17 protein-coding genes and 1 pseudogene are annotated in these 20,341 nt (G+C 63.8%); 11 read left to right on the plus strand and 7 right to left on the minus strand.

What is annotated here, in order from left to right:
* Window positions 1–63: 63 nt before the first annotated feature.
* Window positions 64–2,847, minus strand: a complete 2,784-nt coding sequence (locus ACEWQZ_RS00665) for a protein kinase domain-containing protein (protein WP_476481145.1) — start codon at window positions 2,845–2,847, stop codon at window positions 64–66.
* A 236-nt stretch (window positions 2,848–3,083) separates the two neighbouring features.
* Between ACEWQZ_RS00665 and ACEWQZ_RS00670 the strand changes: the two are divergent.
* A pseudogene (locus tag ACEWQZ_RS00670) lies at window positions 3,084–3,668 on the plus strand (vWA domain-containing protein); the annotation flags it as partial.
* Between the two features lie 1,451 nt (window positions 3,669–5,119).
* On the opposite strand, the gene ACEWQZ_RS00675 reads toward ACEWQZ_RS00670, so the two are convergent.
* The 3 genes from ACEWQZ_RS00675 to ACEWQZ_RS00685 all read right to left on the minus strand — a co-directional run bounded on the left by ACEWQZ_RS00675 (window position 5,120) and on the right by ACEWQZ_RS00685 (window position 7,641).
* Window positions 5,120–5,434 carry a hypothetical protein gene (locus tag ACEWQZ_RS00675; protein WP_476481146.1) on the minus strand — a complete coding sequence of 105 codons (315 nt, stop codon included), beginning with the start codon at window positions 5,432–5,434 and terminating at the stop codon, window positions 5,120–5,122.
* A 2-nt stretch (window positions 5,435–5,436) separates the two neighbouring features.
* A complete protein-coding gene (locus ACEWQZ_RS00680) occupies window positions 5,437–5,676 on the minus strand; it encodes an addiction module protein (RefSeq protein ID WP_476481147.1) in 240 nt (79 codons plus the stop codon).
* A gap of 66 nt (window positions 5,677–5,742) precedes the next feature.
* Entirely contained in the window at window positions 5,743–7,641 is a 1,899-nt protein-coding gene (locus tag ACEWQZ_RS00685) for a gamma-glutamyltransferase family protein (RefSeq protein WP_476481148.1), read from the minus strand.
* A 226-nt stretch (window positions 7,642–7,867) separates the two neighbouring features.
* Between ACEWQZ_RS00685 and ACEWQZ_RS00690 the strand changes: the two genes are divergently transcribed.
* Together ACEWQZ_RS00690 and ACEWQZ_RS00695 are read left to right on the plus strand one after the other, a co-directional pair.
* Complete coding sequence (locus ACEWQZ_RS00690) at window positions 7,868–8,527, plus strand: protein-L-isoaspartate O-methyltransferase family protein (RefSeq protein WP_476481149.1); 660 nt, start codon at window positions 7,868–7,870, stop codon at window positions 8,525–8,527.
* Between the two features lie 26 nt (window positions 8,528–8,553).
* Complete coding sequence (locus ACEWQZ_RS00695; protein ID WP_476481150.1) at window positions 8,554–9,918, plus strand: TolC family outer membrane protein; 1,365 nt, start codon at window positions 8,554–8,556, stop codon at window positions 9,916–9,918.
* A 9-nt stretch (window positions 9,919–9,927) separates the two neighbouring features.
* Here the strand turns inward: ACEWQZ_RS00695 and waaA are convergent, their stop codons facing one another.
* On the minus strand, window positions 9,928–11,262 hold the full coding sequence (gene waaA, locus ACEWQZ_RS00700; RefSeq protein WP_476481151.1) for a lipid IV(A) 3-deoxy-D-manno-octulosonic acid transferase: 1,335 nt from the start codon (window positions 11,260–11,262) through the stop codon (window positions 9,928–9,930).
* Between waaA and ACEWQZ_RS00705 the strand changes: the two genes are divergently transcribed.
* Together ACEWQZ_RS00705 and ACEWQZ_RS00710 are read left to right on the plus strand one after the other, a co-directional pair.
* Window positions 11,261–12,190 carry an LpxL/LpxP family acyltransferase gene (locus tag ACEWQZ_RS00705; RefSeq protein ID WP_476481152.1) on the plus strand — a complete coding sequence of 310 codons (930 nt, stop codon included), beginning with the start codon at window positions 11,261–11,263 and terminating at the stop codon, window positions 12,188–12,190. The genes waaA and ACEWQZ_RS00705 overlap by 2 nt on opposite strands.
* Complete coding sequence (locus ACEWQZ_RS00710) at window positions 12,187–13,275, plus strand: hypothetical protein (protein WP_476481153.1); 1,089 nt, start codon at window positions 12,187–12,189, stop codon at window positions 13,273–13,275. The genes ACEWQZ_RS00705 and ACEWQZ_RS00710 overlap by 4 nt, the downstream gene beginning before the upstream one ends.
* On the opposite strand, the gene ACEWQZ_RS00715 is transcribed toward ACEWQZ_RS00710, so the two are convergent.
* On the minus strand, window positions 13,251–14,534 hold the full coding sequence (locus tag ACEWQZ_RS00715; RefSeq protein WP_476481154.1) for an O-antigen ligase family protein: 1,284 nt from the start codon (window positions 14,532–14,534) through the stop codon (window positions 13,251–13,253). The two genes, ACEWQZ_RS00710 and ACEWQZ_RS00715, sit on opposite strands and share 25 nt — an antisense overlap.
* Window positions 14,527–15,459 carry a phosphoribosylaminoimidazolesuccinocarboxamide synthase gene (locus ACEWQZ_RS00720; RefSeq protein ID WP_476481155.1) on the minus strand — a complete coding sequence of 311 codons (933 nt, stop codon included), beginning with the start codon at window positions 15,457–15,459 and terminating at the stop codon, window positions 14,527–14,529. Before ACEWQZ_RS00720 ends, ACEWQZ_RS00715 begins: the two co-directional genes overlap by 8 nt.
* Between ACEWQZ_RS00720 and rpe the strand changes: the two genes are divergently transcribed.
* The 6 genes from rpe to ACEWQZ_RS00750 all read left to right on the plus strand — a co-directional run.
* Window positions 15,458–16,117, plus strand: a complete 660-nt coding sequence (gene rpe / locus ACEWQZ_RS00725; protein WP_476481156.1) for a ribulose-phosphate 3-epimerase — start codon at window positions 15,458–15,460, stop codon at window positions 16,115–16,117. The two genes, ACEWQZ_RS00720 and rpe, sit on opposite strands and share 2 nt — an antisense overlap.
* A 208-nt stretch (window positions 16,118–16,325) precedes the next feature.
* Window positions 16,326–17,816, plus strand: coding sequence for an anthranilate synthase component I (trpE, locus tag ACEWQZ_RS00730; RefSeq protein WP_476481157.1), 1,491 nt, complete (start codon window positions 16,326–16,328; stop codon window positions 17,814–17,816).
* Window positions 17,813–18,409: an anthranilate synthase component II gene (locus tag ACEWQZ_RS00735; RefSeq protein ID WP_476481158.1), complete on the plus strand. Its 597-nt coding sequence runs from the start codon at window positions 17,813–17,815 to the stop codon at window positions 18,407–18,409. Before trpE ends, ACEWQZ_RS00735 begins: the two co-directional genes overlap by 4 nt.
* Window positions 18,406–19,203: an indole-3-glycerol phosphate synthase TrpC gene (trpC, locus tag ACEWQZ_RS00740; RefSeq protein WP_476481159.1), complete on the plus strand. Its 798-nt coding sequence runs from the start codon at window positions 18,406–18,408 to the stop codon at window positions 19,201–19,203. Before ACEWQZ_RS00735 ends, trpC begins: the two co-directional genes overlap by 4 nt.
* A gap of 214 nt (window positions 19,204–19,417) precedes the next feature.
* Window positions 19,418–19,684, plus strand: coding sequence for a zeta toxin family protein (locus ACEWQZ_RS00745; protein WP_476481160.1), 267 nt, complete (start codon window positions 19,418–19,420; stop codon window positions 19,682–19,684).
* 434 nt (window positions 19,685–20,118) lie between these two features.
* Window positions 20,119–20,341, plus strand: a 223-nt coding sequence (locus ACEWQZ_RS00750) for a transposase zinc-binding domain-containing protein (protein WP_476481161.1), incomplete at its 3' end; no start/stop codon positions are given.

Consider the following 20,341-nt stretch of genomic DNA (forward strand, 5'->3'; position numbering starts at 1 on the left):
CCATCACTCTTCGAGCTGATTCGCCCGCTGGTTGCTTGAGGTCGGATTCGGCACAAAACTTTCTCATCCACTTGAAACCGCATCCGCGATCTTGTCTCCAGCGCCTCGAAGATAACGCTCGCGCAGCTCATCGAGTTCCTCGCCGCCGGTTTCCAGCCAGCGTTCGATATTACCGGTCAGTGCTTCGATACGTTCGGCATTGCCGTCGCTTTGGTAAAGTTCAAGCAAGCGCAGGGCCGAGGCGATGTTGTCAAGGCTCGGTGATTCGTCGCTGCCGGCGATCTGTTCCGCGACTTGCCGACGCCGCATGGTCTCGGCCTGCATGTCGCCTGCCTGCTGATGGATGTCGGCGGTCAGGCGGAGGGTCTGAAGTAGTCGAGGGTCGTCGGGTTCCAGCGTTTCGAGCTGGTATGTAAGTACGGGTTCCAGCCAGGCCAGGGCCTGGTCGCTTTGCTCTAGGGCGAGGGCGGCTTTTGCTGCCAGAAAGCGGGAGGTCGTGACATCTGAATGATCTTCACCCAGAAGACGTTCGCGCCATGAAATGACTGGTTCAACTTCTTTCAGCGCTGCTTGCGCACGACCGGTGCGCAGGTAGAGCTCGGCCAGGTTCTGGATGGAACTCAACGTGATCGGGCTGTGCGGGCCCCAGGCTTCGCGCGTGTAGCGCAGAATGTCCTGCATCATGGCGGTGGCTTCATCGAAGCGCTCCAGGTCCATCAGGCTCAGCGCCATGTTGTTCATGACTCTCAGCGTGGAGTCGTGGCGGCGGCCGTAGTGATCAGCGAGGATTTCGTAGACTTCCCGTTCGATCGCGTAGGCTTCTTCGATCCGGCCCAGCGCGCCCAGCGCCGCGCCGACGTTGAGCCGGGCGCTGTAGTAGGCGTCGTCATGCGGCTCGAAGTGGCCGCGTGCGCGATCGGCGCTGGCCCGGAAGTGTTCGAGCGCTTGTTCGATATTCCCGGATCTGGCGTGCACATAGCCCAGGGTGTTGATGGCGCGCACGGTAAAGGCGTGGTGGCGGCCGAGTTCGCGTTCGGCCAGCCCGATGTTGTCGCGGGCCTTGGCCACGGCGTCGTCGTACTGGCCGGTGTTGGCCAGATGATTGGCCACGCTGTCGTGGATGGTATGGCGCAGGCGCAGCTGGTCGGGATTGTCCGGGTCGAGGCGCGGCGTGATCTCGTCAAGCTCGGCTTGTGCCGCCTCGTACCTGGCCAGCCTTCCCAGCAGCCGATACAGGCGCTGGCGGGCCTGCAGCGTTGCAGTCGCATCGAGGCCCAGGGCATTCAGGCGCAGATCGACCACGCGCTCGGCCAGCGGTAGACTGCGCTCGATCATGCCGGCGTCGACATAGATATCGCGCACGGTCTCGTAGAGGTCGGCCTGCAGCTTTGGCTCGTCGGCAAAGTCGGACTCGATGCTGTCGATGGCGCGCTGCATCATGAACTCGTCGAGCAGATCCTGGGCCAGATCGGTAGGGTTGATTCGGCTCACGGCCAGATCGAAGGCCTCGATGCCTGCTGCCACCGTGTCCTCATTGGCATCGTGGTCGAATGACTGCGCGTGCTGCTTGCGCAGCCGCTCGACAAAGCTTTGGCCCAGCTCGCGCGGCTGCAGGTCGCCGAGCATGGTCTGCTGAAAATCGACCATACGCTTGAGCTCTGCCGAGCGGGTCTCGGCAATTTGCTGTTGCTCAAGCGCTTCGGTCATGCCGCGGATCGCCAGGGTCAGTCCGGCGGTCAGCGAGATGGCTACCAGGCAGGCTGCAGTCACCGCCAGAGCATTGCGCTGGACGAACCGCCGGGCGAAGTAGAGCCGGCCGCCGTCAACCGCATGCACCGGCTGGCGGTCGAGATAGCGGCGGACATCTTCGGCCAGCTCCGGAACGCCGGGATAGCGCTGTTCGCGATCATGGGCAATGGCTTTGAGTGCGATGGCATCGAGGTCGCCTTTAAGCTGCCTCACCAGGCGTCCGGGTGTGGTGCTGCGATTTCTGGCCGCACTTGCCGGGTCAGCTTCTTCGGATTCAAGTAGTTGCGATGGGGCCGGGACATGCAGCTTGGCCAGGCGCTCGCGGATAATGCGCGTGTCCGTCTTTTCAAATAATTCCGTGGAGTAAGGTCGGCAGTCGGTCAGCAACTCGCACAGGATCACGCCCAGCGAGTAGATGTCGGCGCGGATGTCGATACCGGTAGTTTCGTCGAACAGCTCCGGGCTCATGTACACGGGCGTGCCGGCCGTGCCCTGGTGGCGGCGCTCGCTGGCCGAGCTTTCCGTGGCGGCAATGCCGAAGTCGATGATCTTGGGTTGCGGCACACCGTCGATTACGGTGACCAGCAGGTTGCCTGGCTTGAGGTCACGATGGATGATGCCTTTTTGGTGGGCATGTGATACGCCATGGCAGATGCGCACGAACAGCGCCAGCCGATCCTTCAGGCTGAGCTGTTGTCGGTTGCAGAAGGCCGTCAGCGTTTCTCCCCGCACGTATTCCATGACGAAATACGGGAAACCATCGGGGTTGGTGCCGGCATCGAAGATCTGCGCGATCGCCGGGTGATGCATCTGAGCCAGAGCCTGGCGCTCGACCAGAAACCGCACCTCGCTGGTCGGGTTGTGGATCCTTTGCTGGATCAATTTGATCGCTACTTCGCGATCAACCGGCTCGAGCTGCCGAGCAAGAAAAACCTGGCCCATGCCGCCACGACCGAGCTTTTCAATCACCTGGTATCCGGGCAGCTTCAGCTTATCCTGCGCGCTGCCGGTTTCGGTGCCGTCGACAGCATTGCCGAGTACGCGGGTAGCGTCCTGCTCGAGCCGGGTTTGGTCATCGTCGCGTCGCTTGTCGCTCATGGCCTTGCTTGCGCTCGGACACAGTTGAGTGTCCGTGAGAGAAGTCGCCATTATGCAATAACCGTCACGGGATGATATTTACGGTGCTCTCCATGCCGCTATATCCAAATGGTGTCGTAAATCGCTTGGGCTAGAGCGATTGGCTGCCGCCTGAAGAGCAGTAGTTTGACCGACGGTGTCCTGATTTGGAGCCTGCTTACGTAAGATCGGGTGTCGTAAATCAGAGGAAGGCACGCATGATCTCTTCAATTCGCAGCACCGGCTGGCTTGCCGGTCTTTTCGCGCTGGCCGGGCTCTGTTCGGGCGCACACGCCGACACGGTCATCGTCTATGACGCCTCGAATTCGATGTGGGGGCAGATCGAGGGTGAGGCGAAGGTGGTGATCGCTCGGCGGGTGCTGGGCGATCTCGTGCGTGATTGGGATAAATCCGAGCCGTTGGGGCTGGTGGCCTACGGCCATCGGCGCGAGGGTGATTGCAGCGATATCGAGACGGTGGTTGCGCCGGGGCCGGTCGACCGCGAGGCGCTTCTGGCGCAGATCGAGGCGATCACACCCAGGGGCAAGACGCCGCTGACCGCGGCTGTGCGCCACGCCGCCGAAGAGCTGAAGTACCGCGATGCGCCAGCCAACGTGATTCTGATTTCCGACGGGCTGGAGACCTGCAATGCCGACCCCTGCGCCGCGGCCAGCGAGTTGGCTGAGGCCGGCATCAACTTCACCGCGCACGTGATCGGCTTCGATATCGGCGATGCCGACCAGGAGCAGCTTGCCTGCATCGCCGACAACACCGGCGGGCAGTTCTTTGCCGCGCGTGACGCGGCCGGCCTCAAGGCCGCACTTGGTGAAGTCAGCAAGATGGCGACCGAAGAAGTGCCCGAGCCCGAGGTCACGATCAACGCGCCTGAAACGGCCGTGGCCGGTTCGAATGTGGAAGTAAGCTGGCTAGGTGAGGAGGTTCACGCGCGCGACCTGGTCACGATCGTGCCCGCCGACGCCGAGCCGGATTCGCGCGGCGACTACAAGCGCGTGGGCCAGGAGAGCATGGCTGTGTTGCGTGCCCCCGGCGAACCGGGGCCCTACGAGGCGCGTTATGTCGCCAGTGCCACGGGTCAGGCGGTGGCCCGCACGCCGATCGAACTCACCGAGACTGCGGTGACGGTTACGGCCCCGGAAACTGTCACCGCCGGATCGAGTTTTGCGGTCGAGTGGACTGGCACCGTCCACCCGCGCGATATGGTCACTATTGTCGCGGCTGATGTACCCGATGACGCTCATGGCGACTATCTGCGTACCGGCAATGCCGAGTCTGGCCGTCTGCAGGCGCCCTCCGAACCGGGTGAGTACGAGGTGCGCTATCTGCTGGCCTCCGACGGGCTTGCCGTGGCCCGCACGCCGATCCAGCTTGTCGAGAAGACGCTGAGTATCTCGGGCCCTGAATCAGTGATCGCCGGCTCGAATTTGACGGCCGAGTGGAGCGATGTGATCCATCCGCGCGACAAGGTGACGATAGTTGAGGCCGGTGCACCAGCGGATGCCAGTGGCGACTACCTGCGGGTCAAGGATGCGCGCGACGGCACCCTGCAGGCACCCTCCGAGCCGGGCGACTATGAGGTGCGTTATCTGCGCAACGAAGATGGCCAGGCCATTGCCTCGGCGCCGCTGACGGTCACTGAAGCTGAAACCAGTGTTTCAGGGCCCGAGAGCGCGGTTGCCGGCAGCCGTGTCGACGTATCGTGGACTTATACGATCCATCAGCGCGACAAGGTCACTATCGTGCCAGCGGGCGCGCCAGCCGACGCCGACCGCGACTATCTGCGTACCGGCAGCGCCACCTCAGGCCGTCTGGATACCTCCGCCGAACCGGGAGATTACGAAATCCGCTACCTGTTGTCGGCCAGTGGCCAATCAATTGCCGCAGCACCCATCACGCTTACCGAACCCGAGGTCACTGTGTCGGCACCGGGGAGCGTTTCAGCGGGTTCGCGCTTCGAAGCGAGCTGGAGCAGCACCGTCCATCCGCGCGACAAGGTCGTTATCGTTCCGGTCGACGCACCGGCGGACGCCGATGACGAATACACCCGCACCGGCAACGCGACCGCAGGCAGGCTTGAAGCGCCTGACGCGCCGGGCAACTACGAAGTGCGTTATCTGCTCAATGCCAGCGGCAACGCGATTGCGAGCACACCGGTGCGCGTGGAGTAGATCGACGCGAAGGCGCCGGACAGGTGGCTGTCCGGCGCTTTTCTGCATTCCGTTCACCGAGCCCGAGATCACTCTGCAATTCGATTCCGCCAGTAGCCGGGCTTGCGGGCGTGATGAGCGAAAGCAATCACGATCACTTCCCCCGGCCTTTCTACGACGACAATGTCGTAGGGGAACCGGCGCAGGATAAGCCGCTTGGCGCCCAGGCTGCCGGCGTGACCCGGCATTGAAACAAGAGGTACAAGGTCGTCTTCAATAAGCTGGATTCCAGCTTCGATCGCCTGGAAGAAATCTTGCCCCAGGTTTTCCCTTTCCTGTTCGTACCAACCAGCTGCTGCTTCAGCTTCCTCCGCAGCCTGTCGAAGAATCCGGACTGTTGGCACCGTCAGGCCTCGAGTAGTTTTGCGTGCATTCTCCTTCGGAATTCGCTGCGATCCATGAGGGCAGCCTGCCCCTCGTCGATTTCCTTGAGTCGGCGGCTTATCTCGTGATCCCACGCCTTTTCGACATCGCTTTCTGCGGGGGAATCCAGGCTTTGGATCAGGGCATGAGCGAGCTCAGCCCTTTCAGTCTCGGGCAGGGACAGGATTTCGGAACGAAGTTGGTCAAGCGCTCTGGCGGTCATGAGAACTCCAGCAAGCTGGTCTGAATAATTCTACTCGCTGTGGGGTCATGACAGCAACGGATTGGACTACCACGCAATCCCGTAGTCCTCGCCGTAGTCGCTGGCGCCGCCCTGCATGGTGCCGTTATCAAAATCGAACCAGATGGCCTGGGTGGGGTTGTAGACGCGCTCGACTTGTTCGACGTCGTAGCCCATCTTGCGAAGCTGGTCGGTGGTGTAGGGCGAGAGCGAGCGCGGCACTTCGATGCGGCCGGGTTCGGCCTGGTGGGCGCCGAAGCTGCTTTGCATCTGGTAGCTCATGATGTTGTGCCGGCCTTCGGCGGCCTGCTGCACGTTCATGTCCCATTCGACCATGTTGAGGAAGAACTGCAGCAGGTTCTGGTCCTGGGTGTCGCCGCCCTGCACCGAGAAGGCCATCAGCGGCTTGCCGTCTTTGAGCGCCATTGAGGGCGTGAGCGTGACCCGCGGGCGCTTGCCGGGCGCGACTACGTTGTAGGGGTTGAGCGCTTCATCGAGCACGAAGCTTTGCATGCGCTGGCTCAGACCAATGCCGGTGTTGCCCGCGATGAAGGCCGGCACCCATCCGCCCGAGGGCGTGACCGATACGACCCAGCCGTCGGCATCGGCCGCCTGGATGGCGGTGGTGCCGGCGCGGAAGCCTTCCTCGAAGGGCATGAGACCGGCCTGCTGAAAGCCTGCTTCGCCTTCGGCCTCCGCCTCGGGTGGCACAAGCTGCCAGTTCTGCCGCAGCTGTTCATAAGGGTTGTCGCCGGCCTGGTACTTGTAAGGGTCGCCGGGCAGGTAGTCGATTAGATTATGGTCTTCGGGGATCAGCTTGCGGCGCTCGGCCGCATATTCTTTCGACAGCAGGCCTTCGATGGGCTCCTGTGGCGGCGTCGAGGGGTCGCCGTAGTAGAAGTCGCGGTCGGCAAAGGCAAGATTCATGGCCTGGTAGAGCGTGTGGATATAGCGCTTCGAGTTGTAGCCCATGGCCTTCAGGTCGAAGCCTTCGAGGATGTTGAGCGCCTGCAGCATCACCGGTCCCTGGGTCCAGGTGGTCAGCTTGTAGACGTCGATGCCGCGGTAGTTCGTCGTCACTGGCTCTTCGAGCTTGACCTCCCAGTCGGCCAGATCGTCGCTGGTGAACAGGCCGCCCGCCGCGCGTGTGGCCCTGACGATTTCGTTGGCGATATCGCCGCTGTAGAAGCGGTCGTAAGCGGCCTGAATGGCTTCCCTGCGACTTTTGCCGTCTTCCAGCGCCTGCTGCTCGGTCTCGACCAGCTTTTTCAGCGTGGCCGCCAGGTCTTTCTGCACGAACACTTCGCCGGCGCGCGGTGCGGCGCGCTGATCCGGATTGTCGGGGTCATGGTGGGGCAGGAATACGTCGATCGAGCTTTGCCAGCGTTCGAGAACGTCGCGCTTGTCTTCGATGTTGTCAGCCTGGGCAGCTTCGATCGGGTAGCCTTCGGCCATCTCGATGGCCGGTGCCAGCACCTCGGCCAGGCTGAGCTTTCCGTATTCGGCGACCATCACCATCAATGCGCCCGGCGTGCCGGGTGTGACCGCGGCCAGGGGGCCGTATTCGGGCGGGTATTGCATACCCTGATCGCTAAAGAATTCCGGAGTGGCACCGGTGGGGGCGACGCCGAGACCGTTGACGCCGATGACCTTGCCGGTTTTCGGGTTGTAGATCAGCGCCTGTGTCTCGCCGCCCCAGCCCAGCGTATCCCACATGGTAGCGGTGGCCGCCAGCATGGCCGCCGCAGCGTCGACGGCATTGCCGCCGCGCTCGAATATCTGGGCTCCGGCGGTGGCGCCCAGCGGCTTGCCGGTGATGGCGACCCAGTGTTTGCCGTGCAGGACGGGCTTTGCGGTGTCCTGGGCCAGCGCAGCGGTAGCGGCAACCAACAGCGACAGCACGGCTGTGAACAGGAGGCGGAAAAGGCTTGTGAGCTTCGAGGGCATGAGGCGCTCCGCGCGGTGAGTGCCCGCGGATGATAGCAGCCGACTGCCGCCAGCGTCTGCGTCGTCCGGCCGCCGAACCTTGCTTTTCGCGGCAACGGACGCCAGATATGATCCGCGCTTCCATTTCTCCGCATCGGCCTCATTCATGACAAGTGGCACAGTTGCCTTGAGGCCCAAGCGAGTACAATAGCGCGGCAGAATCTGACCTAAATCGCTTGGAACCAAAATGTCGCTCAATCTTGAACAGGCTCGCTTCAATATGGTCGAGCAGCAGGTGCGCACCTGGGACGTGCTTGATCCGCACACGCTCGAGGCGCTGCGTGAGGTCCCGCGCGAGGACTTCGCGCCGTCGGACTATCGTCGCCTGGCTTTTTCCGACCTGCGCATTCCTCTGCCGCAGGGCCAAGTCATGATGAAGCCCGTCGAGGAAGGTCGCATGCTGCAGGCCCTTGGCGTCCAGCCCGGCCAACGGGTACTTGAAATCGGCACCGGTTCGGGTTTCATGGCTGCCTGCCTGGCGCATATGGGGGCCTCGGTGCTGAGTATCGACATTCACGAGGAGCTGGTCGAGCGGGCCAAGCGCCGGTTTGGCCGCCTTTCCATCAAGGGCATCGAGACGCGACAGGCCGACGCCCTGGGCGATTTCGACCCCGGCGAAACTTTTGATGCCATCGCGGTGACCGCTTCGGCAGCTGAAGTTCCCGAGCGCTTTCGCCAGTGGCTCAAGCCCGGCGGCCGTCTGTTTGCCGTGCGCGGTTTCAGCCCGGTGATGGAGGCTATGTTGATGACTCTCACCGAACGCGATCACTGGCAGATCGACAGCCTGTTCGACACCGACCTGCCGCGCCTGATCGGCGCTGAAGATCGGCCGCAGTTCGAATTCTGATCACACTTCTTCAAGCCGGAATCACCATGACCAAACGCAAGCAAGTCTTCCTGTCCCTGGCTATTGCCCTGGGGCTGAGCAGCACGGCTCATGCCGTGGACCTGGTCGGCGTCTATGAGCTGGCGCAGAGCCACGACGCCGAAATCCGCGCCGCCGAGCAGCGGCTCAACGCCGCTGGCGAGATCCCAGCTATCGCTCGCGCCAGCCTGCTGCCCCAGGTCAATGCATCGGCTGGTCTTACCCAAGGTTCCTCGACAACAACCATCGCCGGCACTGAGTTGGATTCGCAGGATGTCGATACGGAGAACTGGCAGATTCAGCTCCGCCAGAGTATTTACGACGACGCCAACTACGGTCAGCTCGATCGCGGCCGTGCGCAGGTCAGCGGGGCCGAGGCCGAGTATCGGCAGGCGTGGCAGGATTTTCTGTTCCGCGTCTCGGAGGGCTACTTCGACGTGCTGACCGCGCTTGACTCGGTGCGCTTTGCCAAAGCCGAAGAAACCGCGCTCAAGCGCCAGTTCGAGCAGGCCGAGCAGCGTTTTGAAGTCGGCCTGGCCGCGGTTACCGACGTGCACGAAGCCCGCGCCGTTTATGATGCGGCCCGCGCCCGCGTTATCGTTGCCGAGAATGTGCTCGAGGATGCCCGCGACGCACTGCGCGAGATCGCCGGCGCCTGGTTCGAGAACTTCTCTCGCCTGGCCCAGGAAATCCCGCTCGAAATGCCCGATCCCGCTAACGTCGAGGAGTGGGTAAGCCGCGCGCTGGAATTCAATCCGACGATCCTGCAGCAGCGCTCGCAGGTTGACGTGGCCGAGGCCGATCTACGTATCGCGCGTTCCGGGCACCTGCCGACCTTGGGTTTGAGTGCTAACTACAGTAATCGCACCAATAACGAGTGGGTTGGCCGCGATCCGGTTACTCAGGAGCCAGTCGTTTCAGCGACCATGGAAAATGCTGGCTGGGAAGTTGGACTCACGCTCAACGTACCAATTTTCTCGGGCCTTGCCACTCAGTCCCGCCGCCATCAGGCCGGCTATTCCCTGCGCGCGGCCGACGCCACGCTGTCGGCAACCGAGCGCGCGATCAAGCGCCAGACCGAAACCGCCTACCGCGCCATTGTGGCCGGCATCCAGGAAGTCGAGGCACGCCGTCAGGCCCTGGTTTCAGCTGACAGTGCGCTGGAAGCGACCAACGCCGGCTTCGAAGTTGGTACGCGAACCATTGTGGACGTGCTCAACGCCGAGCAGCGCTTCTTCCAGGCCGAGCGCAACTACTCTGACGCCCGCCACCAGTTCATTCTCAACCAGCTGCGCCTGCGCCAGTCGGCCGGCGTGCTGGACGAAGAAGACCTGGCGCGCGTCAACGAGCTGCTGGTCAGCCCCGCGAACTGATCCGGGGGGTCAGAGAAAGCCTTCGATGAATCTCAGGGTGCGGCGAACGCTGCCGCGCCCCTTTTCCACTACCTCAAGCGCGGCGCGTCCGTATTCCAGCGCGTACTGCGGGTCATCCCATATCTTGTTTACCGCCGCTGCCAGCTGCTCGGCGTCCGCGACCTCGATCAGCGCGTTGCCGGCGCGCAGGGCGCTAGCCGAATCCGCCTGCTGATGCAGGTGTGGCCCGGCGATTACGGGCTTGCCCAGAGCGGCCGGTTCGAGCAGGTTGTGGCCGCCGATATTGACCAGACTGCCGCCGACGAAGGCCGCCGGGGCCGCGGCATAGCACGACATCAATACGCCGATCCGATCGACCAGCACCACGGAAGCATCCGGGCCGATGGTCTCGTCGATGCCGCCGTGTGTGAGTGCCAGGTCTTCAAGCAGCGCGCGAACCTCTTCGCTGCGCTCGGGGTGGCGGGGTGCCAGTACCAGCAGCGCGTCGGGGTGGCTTTTTTGAAGCAATCGATGAGCTTCAAGCACGATGGCTTCTTCACCCGGCCGGGTGCTGCCGGCCACCCAGATAGGCCGCTCGCCCCACTGGTCACGCAGCCGGCGAACGGTCTCACCCAGTTCCTCGGGGAGGGCGCGGTCGAACTTGAGGTTGCCGGAAATGGCCACCCGGTTTTCCTCCAGGCCCAGCTGCCGAAAGCGCTCGGCGTCGTCTTCACTCTGACAGACGGCCAGGTTGACAGTGGAAAGAGCGCTGGCAAACAGCGAGCGAAAGCGCCGGTAGCGCCGCATAGCCGAAGGCGCCAGGCGCGCGTTGACCAGCACTATCGGAATGCCACGCCGGGCGCAGCCGCGATAGAGTTCCGGCCAGATCTCGGTTTCGGCTACCATGGCCAGCTGCGGACGCAGGCGCTTGAGCCAGCGGCTGACCGCCAGTGGCGTGTCCAGCGGCGCGAATACGGTTTCGACCCGGTCGTCAAAGCGGCGGATCACCTCAGCACGGCCGGTGACCGTCATCGTGCTGATGACCAGCTGGTGTTCAGGATAGCGCTCAAGCAGTACGTTGACCAGGGCAGCCACGGCGTTGACTTCGCCTACCGAGGCGGCGTGCAGCCACAGCATTGGTTGCCCCGACGAATGCGGAATCTGCCCCAGGCGCTCGCGCCAGCGCGCGCGCAGCTCGGCGGGGCCGGCGATTTTCCAGCGCAGCCACACCAGGGCCAGCGGCAGGACGAGTACAACAAGCAAACGGTAAACTGCAAGCATGATGGCGGGGAGTTTAATGCATTGCCTGCCGGCACAAGCGCGGCCCGATGTCGCTGACAAATGAAACGAGCCTGAAAAACGCATGACCGATTCTCTGACCTGGTTGCTACTCCAGCCGGTACGCCTGCTCGGGCGCCTGCCGCCCAACGTGGCCCGCGCCGTGGTACGACCGCTGGGACCGCTGTTTGCGCTGGTTCTGCCGTCGCGCCGACGGATTGTCGATCGCAATCTGGCGCTGTGTTTCCCCGAGCTGGACGAAGGCAAGCGCCGTCGTCTGCGCCGTCGGCATTTTCGTTTTCTGGCCGAAATGCTTGCCGAGGGCGCCATTGCCTGGTGCCGCCCGGGCCGCCTGGACGAACGGTTCGGAACGGTCGAGGGGCTTGAGCACTTCGAGCGCGCCCGCCAGTCCGGCCGGGGAGTTCTGCTGCTGACCGGTCACGCCACCTCGCTGGAGCTGGGCGGGCGGCTTTTGGGCGAGCGAACCGTCAGCTGGGGCGTCTACCGCCCGCAGCGCAACCAGGCCGTCGAGGCATTCCAGAATCGCGGCCGCCGCCGTTATGCGGCCGGCATGTTTCGGCGCGACCAATTGCGCGCCATGGTGCGTCATCTGCGCGCCGGCGAGGTGCTGTGGTATGCGCCCGATCAGGACTTTGGTCCCAAGCGTTCGGCCTTTGCGCCTTTTTTCGGGCTGGCCACGGCAACGGCCACCGGTATTCCGAATATGGCGCGCATGGGTAATGCCGTGGTGCTGCCCATGTATCCGATTCGCGACGATGACAGCGGCCGGGTTCGAGTGATCATCGAACCGCCTTTCGAGAACTTTCCCAGCGGCGATGACGCGCACGATCTGACCCGCTTCAACGCCTTTCTCGAACGCCAGATCCGCAAGGACCCGGCCCAGTATTTCTGGGTGCATCGTCGTTTCAAGACGGCACCACCGGGCGAGGCCGACCGCTACGCGGGCATTCGCCGGCGCCGCAGCCGCAGGCGGCGGCAAAGGCAGCGCGCTTGAGCGGCAGGGCAACCAGCGTGCTCTTCGCCCCGGCCAGCGGCCCCGGCGGCAGCGGCGAGTACTACCGCTGCCTGGCCCTGGCGCGGGCCATGCTCGATTGCCGGGCCGGGCTCGATATCGGCTTCATGCTGCAGCGCCAGGCCCGAGTCGAGCGCGACCAGCGCTTGACCTACCACACCCTGTCGGCCACACCGGCCCGGGCCAGCGATGAAGTGATGGCGTTGCTCGAGGCCCGTCGCCCGGCCTTGAGCGTGTTTGACTGCAGCGGGCGAGTGGCGCAGTTCCGGATGGCGCAGGCGCTGGGCAGCCGCGTGGTGTGGATCAGCAATCGCCCGCGCAAGCGCGCCAAGGGTTTTCGCCCGCGCCAGATGCGCTGGATGGATCTGCATGTGATCGTGGACTCGTTTTCGTTCCCGCCGCGCCTGCGTCTGTACGAGCGATTGCTTCTGAAGCGCTACCGTAATGTGGAAGTGGCGCTGGCTCGCTCCATCGTGCCGCGGCCCGATCCAGCCGGCCTGAGTCCGTGGATGGCAAGCCTGCCCGCTGAGGGCTTTGCGCTTTTCGTCGCCGGTGGCGGCGGCTACCAGAAGGCCGGCCGACCAGTGCCCGAGCTGTTCGCGGCCGCTGCCCGGCGCTTTCAGGCTGCAACCGGGTATCCGGCGGTGGTGGTACTGGGGCCGCAGTATCGCGGCGAGCTGGATCCGGCTGCCGATACGACGGCGCCGGTGTCGGTGATTCCCTCGCTGCCGACCGCTGCGCTGGGAGCGTTGTTGGGCCGGGCGCGGCTGGCGGTCATCGGCTGCGGCAACATGCTCTCCGAGCAGGCGCTGGCGGCCGGGGTGCCGCTGGTGGTCACGGCGGTGGGCGGGCGCGACCAGCCCCGTCGGGTCAGGCTGCTGCAGCGCAGCGGCCGTGCACGGGCGGCGGCGCTGAACCCGGCGAGCCTGAGTGCGGCCGCAATGGCGCTGCTCGACGAAACGAAACCGGGCGCCTGTCAGCCGCAAGCCGGGAACGCGGCCGATGATACCGATCAAGTGGCGCGCCGGCTGCTGGCGCTGGCTCAGTCGGTGCGCCTGCCCGGATAGTTGCCGCCCACGGTCAGGCCGGTGCCCGCGGCGGTCAGCAGAATGAACCAGGTCAGCCCGTGGTTGCGTTCGAACAGCGACTCCGACAGCGCCAGGACGGCAAATACCACGCCGAAGGCCAGCGCGCTCCAGGCCAGATAGCGACAGCGGCGCGAATAGGTTCGGCTCAGTTTCAACACCAGCAGGACGGGGCTGGCCAAAAGCAGCAGCAGCGCCACCAAAAGGCCGATGCCGCCGGCAATCCACGCGGAAAGATATTGGTTGTGCGGATGGTCGTAGCGCAGCAGCGTGTCGCTATGGTTGCCGGCCTGCACTGATTCGACCAGAGCGGCGCGGAAGCTGCCCGGACCCGCTCCGGTCCAGGGCTCGGCGCCGATCTGGCTGCCGGCAATTTCCCAGAGCTGAAATCGCAGCCCCAGGCCGCCGTTGCCGTCCTGCCCGGCGGCGACAATGGCCAGCTCGGCCAGGGTTTCATCCAAGCGATCGTTCATCGGCAGCCAGGGGTTGAGCAGAACCGCCAGAGCCAGGCTGAGAATCAGCAGTGGAATGCCCACGCGCCAGTGAAACGGCTGGCCGGCGCCGGCGGTGAACAGATACACGCCCATCAGTGCGGGAATGGCCAGCCAGGCCCCGCGCGAACCTGACAGGGCGCTGGCCACGAAGGCCAGCACGATCGCTGCGGCGGTCAGCACGCGCCCCCGGCCCGACTGGCGTCCATCGGCCAGGCGCGGTATCAGCATCAGCGCAAAGGCCATGGCAAAACCGCCAAAGTAGATCGGGTTGGTGGGCCCGGGGACCCGGCCGCCATACTCGCCAAGCTGCCCGCTGAAGGTGAACCACAGCGCATAGCCGCCGGCGACAAAGGCGCCGAGCACCATGCCGCCCCACCAGGCCGGCTCGAGGCCGTCAACGCGGCGCAGAAACAGAAACAGCGGCACCATGGCCAGCAGTTTGGGCAGGCGCTGGGCGGTGCTGGTGGCCGCTGCGGGAAAGCCGTGCAGCCCCCAGGCCGCAAACCAGGCCAGCAGAAACACCAGCACGGCGATCACGAACAGCCGCTCGAGCCGGTGCAGCCCCTGTGATCGCCAGTGGCCGCCGACGGTCAGCCAGGCGATGGCCATCACGACCAGCGCCGCGGTGCCGAAATCCAGCGCACCGGGAACGGCCAGGCCCAGCGCCAGGGTCAGAAAAAGCACGATTGCCGTCAGCCGGCTGAATGCTGAATCAGCCGCCACGCGCAGAATGCCCGGATCAGTCATCGTCCAGCAGTCGGCTTTCAGCCTCGCGATAGCGCGCAACCGTCTGCGCGATGATTTCGGCGGGCAGCCTGGGGCCTGGTGCGGTCTTGTCCCAGTCCAGGGTTTCCAGATAGTCGCGCACGAACTGCTTGTCAAAGCTCGGCGGGCTGATCCCCAGACGCCACTGATCAACAGGCCAGAACCTGGAGCTGTCGGGCGTGAGCAGCTCGTCGATCAGGTAGAGCTCGCCGTCGCGATCGACGCCGAACTCGAACTTGGTGTCGGCGATGATGATGCCGCGATCACGCGCGAACGCGGCGGCGCGGCGATAGATGGCCAGCGAAATGTCGCGGATGCGAAGCGCCAGGTCGGTGCCCACCGTCTTCTGCATGGCCGCCATGTCGATGTTCTCGTCGTGGTCGCCCACCGCGGCCTTGGTCGAAGGCGTGAAGATCGGCTCGGGCAGGGCGGCCGCCTGCTCCATGCCCGCGGGCAGCTCGATACCGCAGATGCCGCCACTTTGCCGGTAGTCCTTCCAGCCCGAACCGGCCAGATAGCCGCGTACGATGGCTTCGACCGGCAGCGACTTCAGCCGCCGCACCAGCATGCTGCGCGGCGCCAGCTCGGCGGCCAGCTCGCGACTGCCGACAATGCCGGCCAGATCACCTTCGAGCAGGTGGTTGGGCACCAGATCGACAAACTTGCCGAACCAGAACTTCGATACCTGGGTGAGCATTGCGCCCTTGCCGGGAATCGGGTCGGGCAGCACCACGTCAAAGGCGGACAGGCGGTCAGAGGCGACGATCAACAGGCGATCGTCGTCGACAGCGTAGATGTCGCGCACCTTGCCCTGGTGCAGCATCTCCAGTGGCGGGGCGGAATAGTCGCTCACGTTGGCGGGTACAATGAAGGTCAGCCCCGAATTATACGCATCCGCCGCAGTCATGAAGCAATCAACGTTGATCGCACCCAGCATTCTTTCCGCCGATTTCGCCCGCCTGGGCGAAGAAGTTCAGAACGTGCTCGAAGCCGGTGCCGACTGGGTGCACTTCGACGTCATGGACAACCACTATGTGCCCAACCTGACCATTGGCCCGATGGTCTGCCAGGCGCTGCGCAACTACGGCATCACCGCACCCATTGACGTGCACCTGATGGTCGAGCCGGTCGACCGCCTGATTCCGGACTTTGCAAAGGCCGGCGCCAGCGTCATCAGCTTTCACCCCGAGGCGACCAAGCACGTCGACCGCTCGCTGGCGTTGATTCGGGAGCAGGGTTGTCAGGCCGGCCTGGTTTTCAATCCGGCCACTCCGCTGGATATTCTCGAGTGGGTGATCGACAAGATCGATCTGGTATTGATCATGTCGGTCAACCCCGGCTTCGGCGGGCAGAAATTCATCCCCACTGCCCTGGACAAGCTCAGGCAGGCGCGCAGGATCATCGATGAATCCGGCCGCGACATCCGCCTGGAAGTCGACGGCGGCGTCAAGCCCGACAACGCCGCCGAAGTCCGCGCGGCCGGAGCGGATACGCTGGTGGCCGGCTCGGCCATTTTCGGGCAGCCCGACTATGGTCAAGTGATTCGCGCGCTGCGGGGGGAGTAGCGGGCGCCGTGGTGGCGTTTCCCTGGTGCTTGGCCGCTCAAGGTTCACAAGGCCCGTTCTTCAGGATTTCGTGTCTTCCGTGCTTTCCGCGGTTGCAATGTTTTGTCTTTCCCTTCGCGTCTTTGCGTTTTCGCATTGCCACGGTTTTGAAGTCGCCGCCCGCGCGCATACAATAACGGCCTGCTTTGACCCCATTGGTGCACAATAAGTGGACTCGGCCCGCTTCGAACAACTCGCCCGCGACGGCTACAACCGCATCCCGGTCTGGCGCTCCGTTGCCGCTGATCTGGACACGCCGCTGTCGGTCTGGCTGAAGCTCGCCGACGGGCCCAACGCCTTTTTGCTGGAATCGGTCGAGGGCGGCGAGAACTGGGGCCGGTATTCCATCATCGGCCTGCCGTGCCGCCGCGCCTGGCGCGCCACGGGTCGCACGCTCGAATCGCTGGAATACGGCCGCGTGGTCGAGCGTGCCGATGACGTCGACCCGCTCGCCGAAATCGACGCGCTGATCAAGAGCCGCAAGGCGCCCGAGCTCGAGGAGCTGCCCGGCTTTGCCGGCGGGCTGGTCGGCTACTTCGGCTACGAGACGGTGGTTCATCTGGAGCCCGGGCTGGATTTTTCCGCCAAGCCCGACGAGCTGGGCGTGCCCGAGATTTTGCTGCTGGAAGCCGACGAGCTGGCGGTGTTCGACAACCTCGCCGGCCGGCTGTACCTGATCGTCAACGCTGATCCTGAAGAAAAACATGCCCGCGACAACGCCAATCGCCGCCTGGACCAGCTTGTTCATCGCCTGCGCTGCGGCTCGCCGGGCTATCCGCAGCCGCTGGCGCTGGCGGTTCCCGGCGAGAGCGATTTCCGCTTCGGCTTTGCCGAAAATGATTTCAAGGACGCGGTCGCGCGCATCAAGCAGTACATCCTTGACGGCGACGCCATGCAGGTCGTCCTGTCCCAGCGCATGAGCGTGGATCTGGGCGCCCGTCCGCTTGACGTCTATCGCGCGCTGCGAAGCCTCAACCCCTCGCCCTACATGTACTTCTTCGATTTTCATGACCAGCGCGGCGATTTCCAGGTCGTCGGGTCGTCGCCCGAAGTGCTGGTGCGCGTGTCCGACCGCGAAGCCATGGTGCGGCCCATTGCGGGTACGAGACCACGCGGCAAGACGGCCGAACAAGATCGAAAGCTCGAAGAAGAACTCAAGGCCGACCCCAAGGAACTGGCCGAGCACCTGATGCTGATTGATCTGGGCCGGAATGATATTGGCCGGATTGCCGCCACCGGCACCGTCGAACTGACCGACCGCATGGTGATTGAAAGATACTCCCACGTCATGCACCTGGTCTCGGAAGTGCACGGCCAGCTCGACACCGACATGAGCGCAATTGACGTTCTGCGCGCCACCTTCCCGGCGGGCACGCTATCGGGCGCCCCGAAAGTCCGCGCGATGGAAATCCTCAACGAGCTCGAGCCGGTCCGGCGCGGTGTCTACGCCGGCGCGGTCGGCCACCTGGACTGGCACGGCAACGCGGACCTGGCCATCGCCATCCGCACCGCCATCGTCAAGGACCACACCCTGCACCTGCAGGCCGGCGCCGGCATCGTGGCCGACTCCGATCCGCAGGCCGAGTGGGAAGAAACTCTGAACAAGGGCCGTGCGCTGATCCGGGCGGTGGCCGAGGCCGGCGGAGGACTGCACCGATGAAGGTGCTGATGATCGACAACTACGACTCGTTTACCTACAACCTGGTGCAGTATCTGGGCGAGCTGGGGGCGGATGTTCACACCGTGCGCAACGACGCCATCGACATTGCCGGCATCCGCCAGATGAGCCCTGATCGCATCGTGCTGTCGCCGGGGCCGGGCACGCCCGATGATGCCGGTGTGTGCCTGGAGGTGGTGCACGAGCTGGCCGGGGTCTATCCCATCCTGGGTGTTTGTCTGGGCCATCAGGCCATCGGCCAGGCCTTTGGCGGCGAGGTGGTGCGCGCAAGAGAAATCATGCACGGCAAGGTCTCGGACATGCATCATGCGGGCCAGGGCGTGTTTGCCGGGTTGAACAATCCATTCGAAGCTACCCGCTACCACTCGCTGGTTGTGGCGCGCGCGAGCCTGCCCGACTGCCTGATCGAGACTGCCTGGACTGTCCGGGACGGCGACGGCCCTGAAAAGCGCGACGAGATCATGGGTTTCAGGCATAAGGAACTGCCTGTCGAGGGGGTGCAGTTTCATCCAGAATCAATCCTGACGCAGCATGGCCACGACCTGCTCAAGAACTTTCTGAAAACCAACCAATGACCAACGACAACATTCTTGAACAGATACTGAGCGCCAAGGCCGATGAAATCGAGCGCCGCCGCTCCGATCGACCGCTCGACGAACTCAAGGCGATTGTCAGCGACATGCCGCCTGCGCGTGACTTTGCCGGCGAGCTGAGAACCCGCGCGGCCGCCAGCAAGGATGCTGTCATCGCCGAAATCAAGCGCGCCTCGCCGTCTGCCGGCATCATCCGCCAGGACTTCGACCCCGAAGCCATTGCAAGAAGCTACGAGGCCGGCGGCGCCACCTGCCTGTCGGTGCTCACCGACGAAGGCTTCTTCGGCGGCCAGAACGCTTTTCTGGTCGAGGCGCGTAAAGTCAGTCGCCTGCCGGTCTTGAGAAAGGACTTCATCATCGACCCCTGGCAGGTCGTCGAAACCCGCGCGATTGGATCCGATGCCCTGCTGCTGATCGTTGCCGCGCTCGCCGACGACCAGCTCGCCGAACTGGCCGAACTGGGCAAGGAACTGGGCCTGGCGGTACTGGTGGAGGTGCACGACGAGGAAGAAATGGAGCGGGCGCTGAAAGTGCCCGGGGATCTGGTGGGCATCAACAACCGGGATTTGCATCGTTTCGTGACTGACCTGGACACCACACTACGGCTGGCGCCGATGGTGCCGAAGGATCGGCTGGTGATTTCGGAGAGCGGGATTCATTCCCGCGAGGATGTCGAAAAACTCCGAATAGGAGGGATTGGGGCGTTTCTGATTGGGGAATCCTTGATGCGCCAGACCGATCCCGGAGAGGCGCTGGGTCGGCTAATCGCTGGATAGCTCGGCTACGAACACAGTTCGCCTTGGAGTGATGGCATGGCAGAAGAGGGGCACCGAATTCTGATCATTGCCGACCCGAATGGCGCTGGAAAAACGACGTTTGCCCGTGAATACTTGCTGCAAGAGGCGAATTGTCCGGTTTTCATCAACGCCGATTTGATCGCCGCGGGCTTGTCGCCATTCAGGCCCGGCAGCCTTCCAGGCCGGCCGCCTGATGCTTTCCGAAATTGCTCGCTATGCTGCTGCTGGGATCAGTTTCGGTTTTGAAACGACCCTGGCCGGTCGCGGCTATGCTCGGATGATTCCACGCTGGCGAAACGATGGCTACCGAGTGGAGCTGATCTTCCTGCAACTCGATCGCCCGGAAACTGCGATTGCAAGGGTTGCCGAGCGTGTTCGGCAAGGCGGCCATGATGTTCCGGAAGCCGTTATCCGGCGACGTTTTCAGGCGGGGAAAAAGAACTTCGATCTGCTCTATTGAGATTTGGTGGATGATTGGATCGTGTATGATAATTCCGGTGAGCGCCCTCGCTTGATTGACTCGAGTGCACGGCATGAATGACGAAGCAATTAAATCAAACTCAGCTCAAGGTCCGGACCTCCGTGGGGTAGAAGCCGCGTTGCTTCGCGCTGTGCACAACGAGCGCGCGAGCGGGCGCGGGCGACTGGAACGCGCCTCGTACTGAGCAGGAATGGTGTGCTTGAGTTCGTCCCTCCTGAGCAGTTGGCCGAAAACCCGCCGGTAGTGGCTGAGCGGACTGGCCATTACAGTCATCACGAATGAACGGCATTTGCCTCGATCCTGAAAGCCGACGCTTTCTTCCTACCTGCTGACAAGCCATTGACTGACTGACGCCGCTCCTGCTGTGAGTGATCCTGCCATTTTGCTTGATGCAAGTGGTGGGGGCAAACAGTGTGGGAATTGGCAGTGTCGGCTATCAGCGCCACCGCCCCGAGCACACGCTGCTCTACCAGATCGTCGAGCGCCATTATCCGGCCTTTGTCGAGCACCTGGCCGATGCCGGAAAGCAACTCCCCGGCCATGTGCGGCAGGCCTTCGATGGCTACCTGCAATGCGGGCGGCTGGAGCACGGATTCCTGCGCCTGCGCTGCGACTCCTGTCGCGCCGAGCATCTGC

The organism is Wenzhouxiangella sp. YN1 (assembly GCF_056324145.1).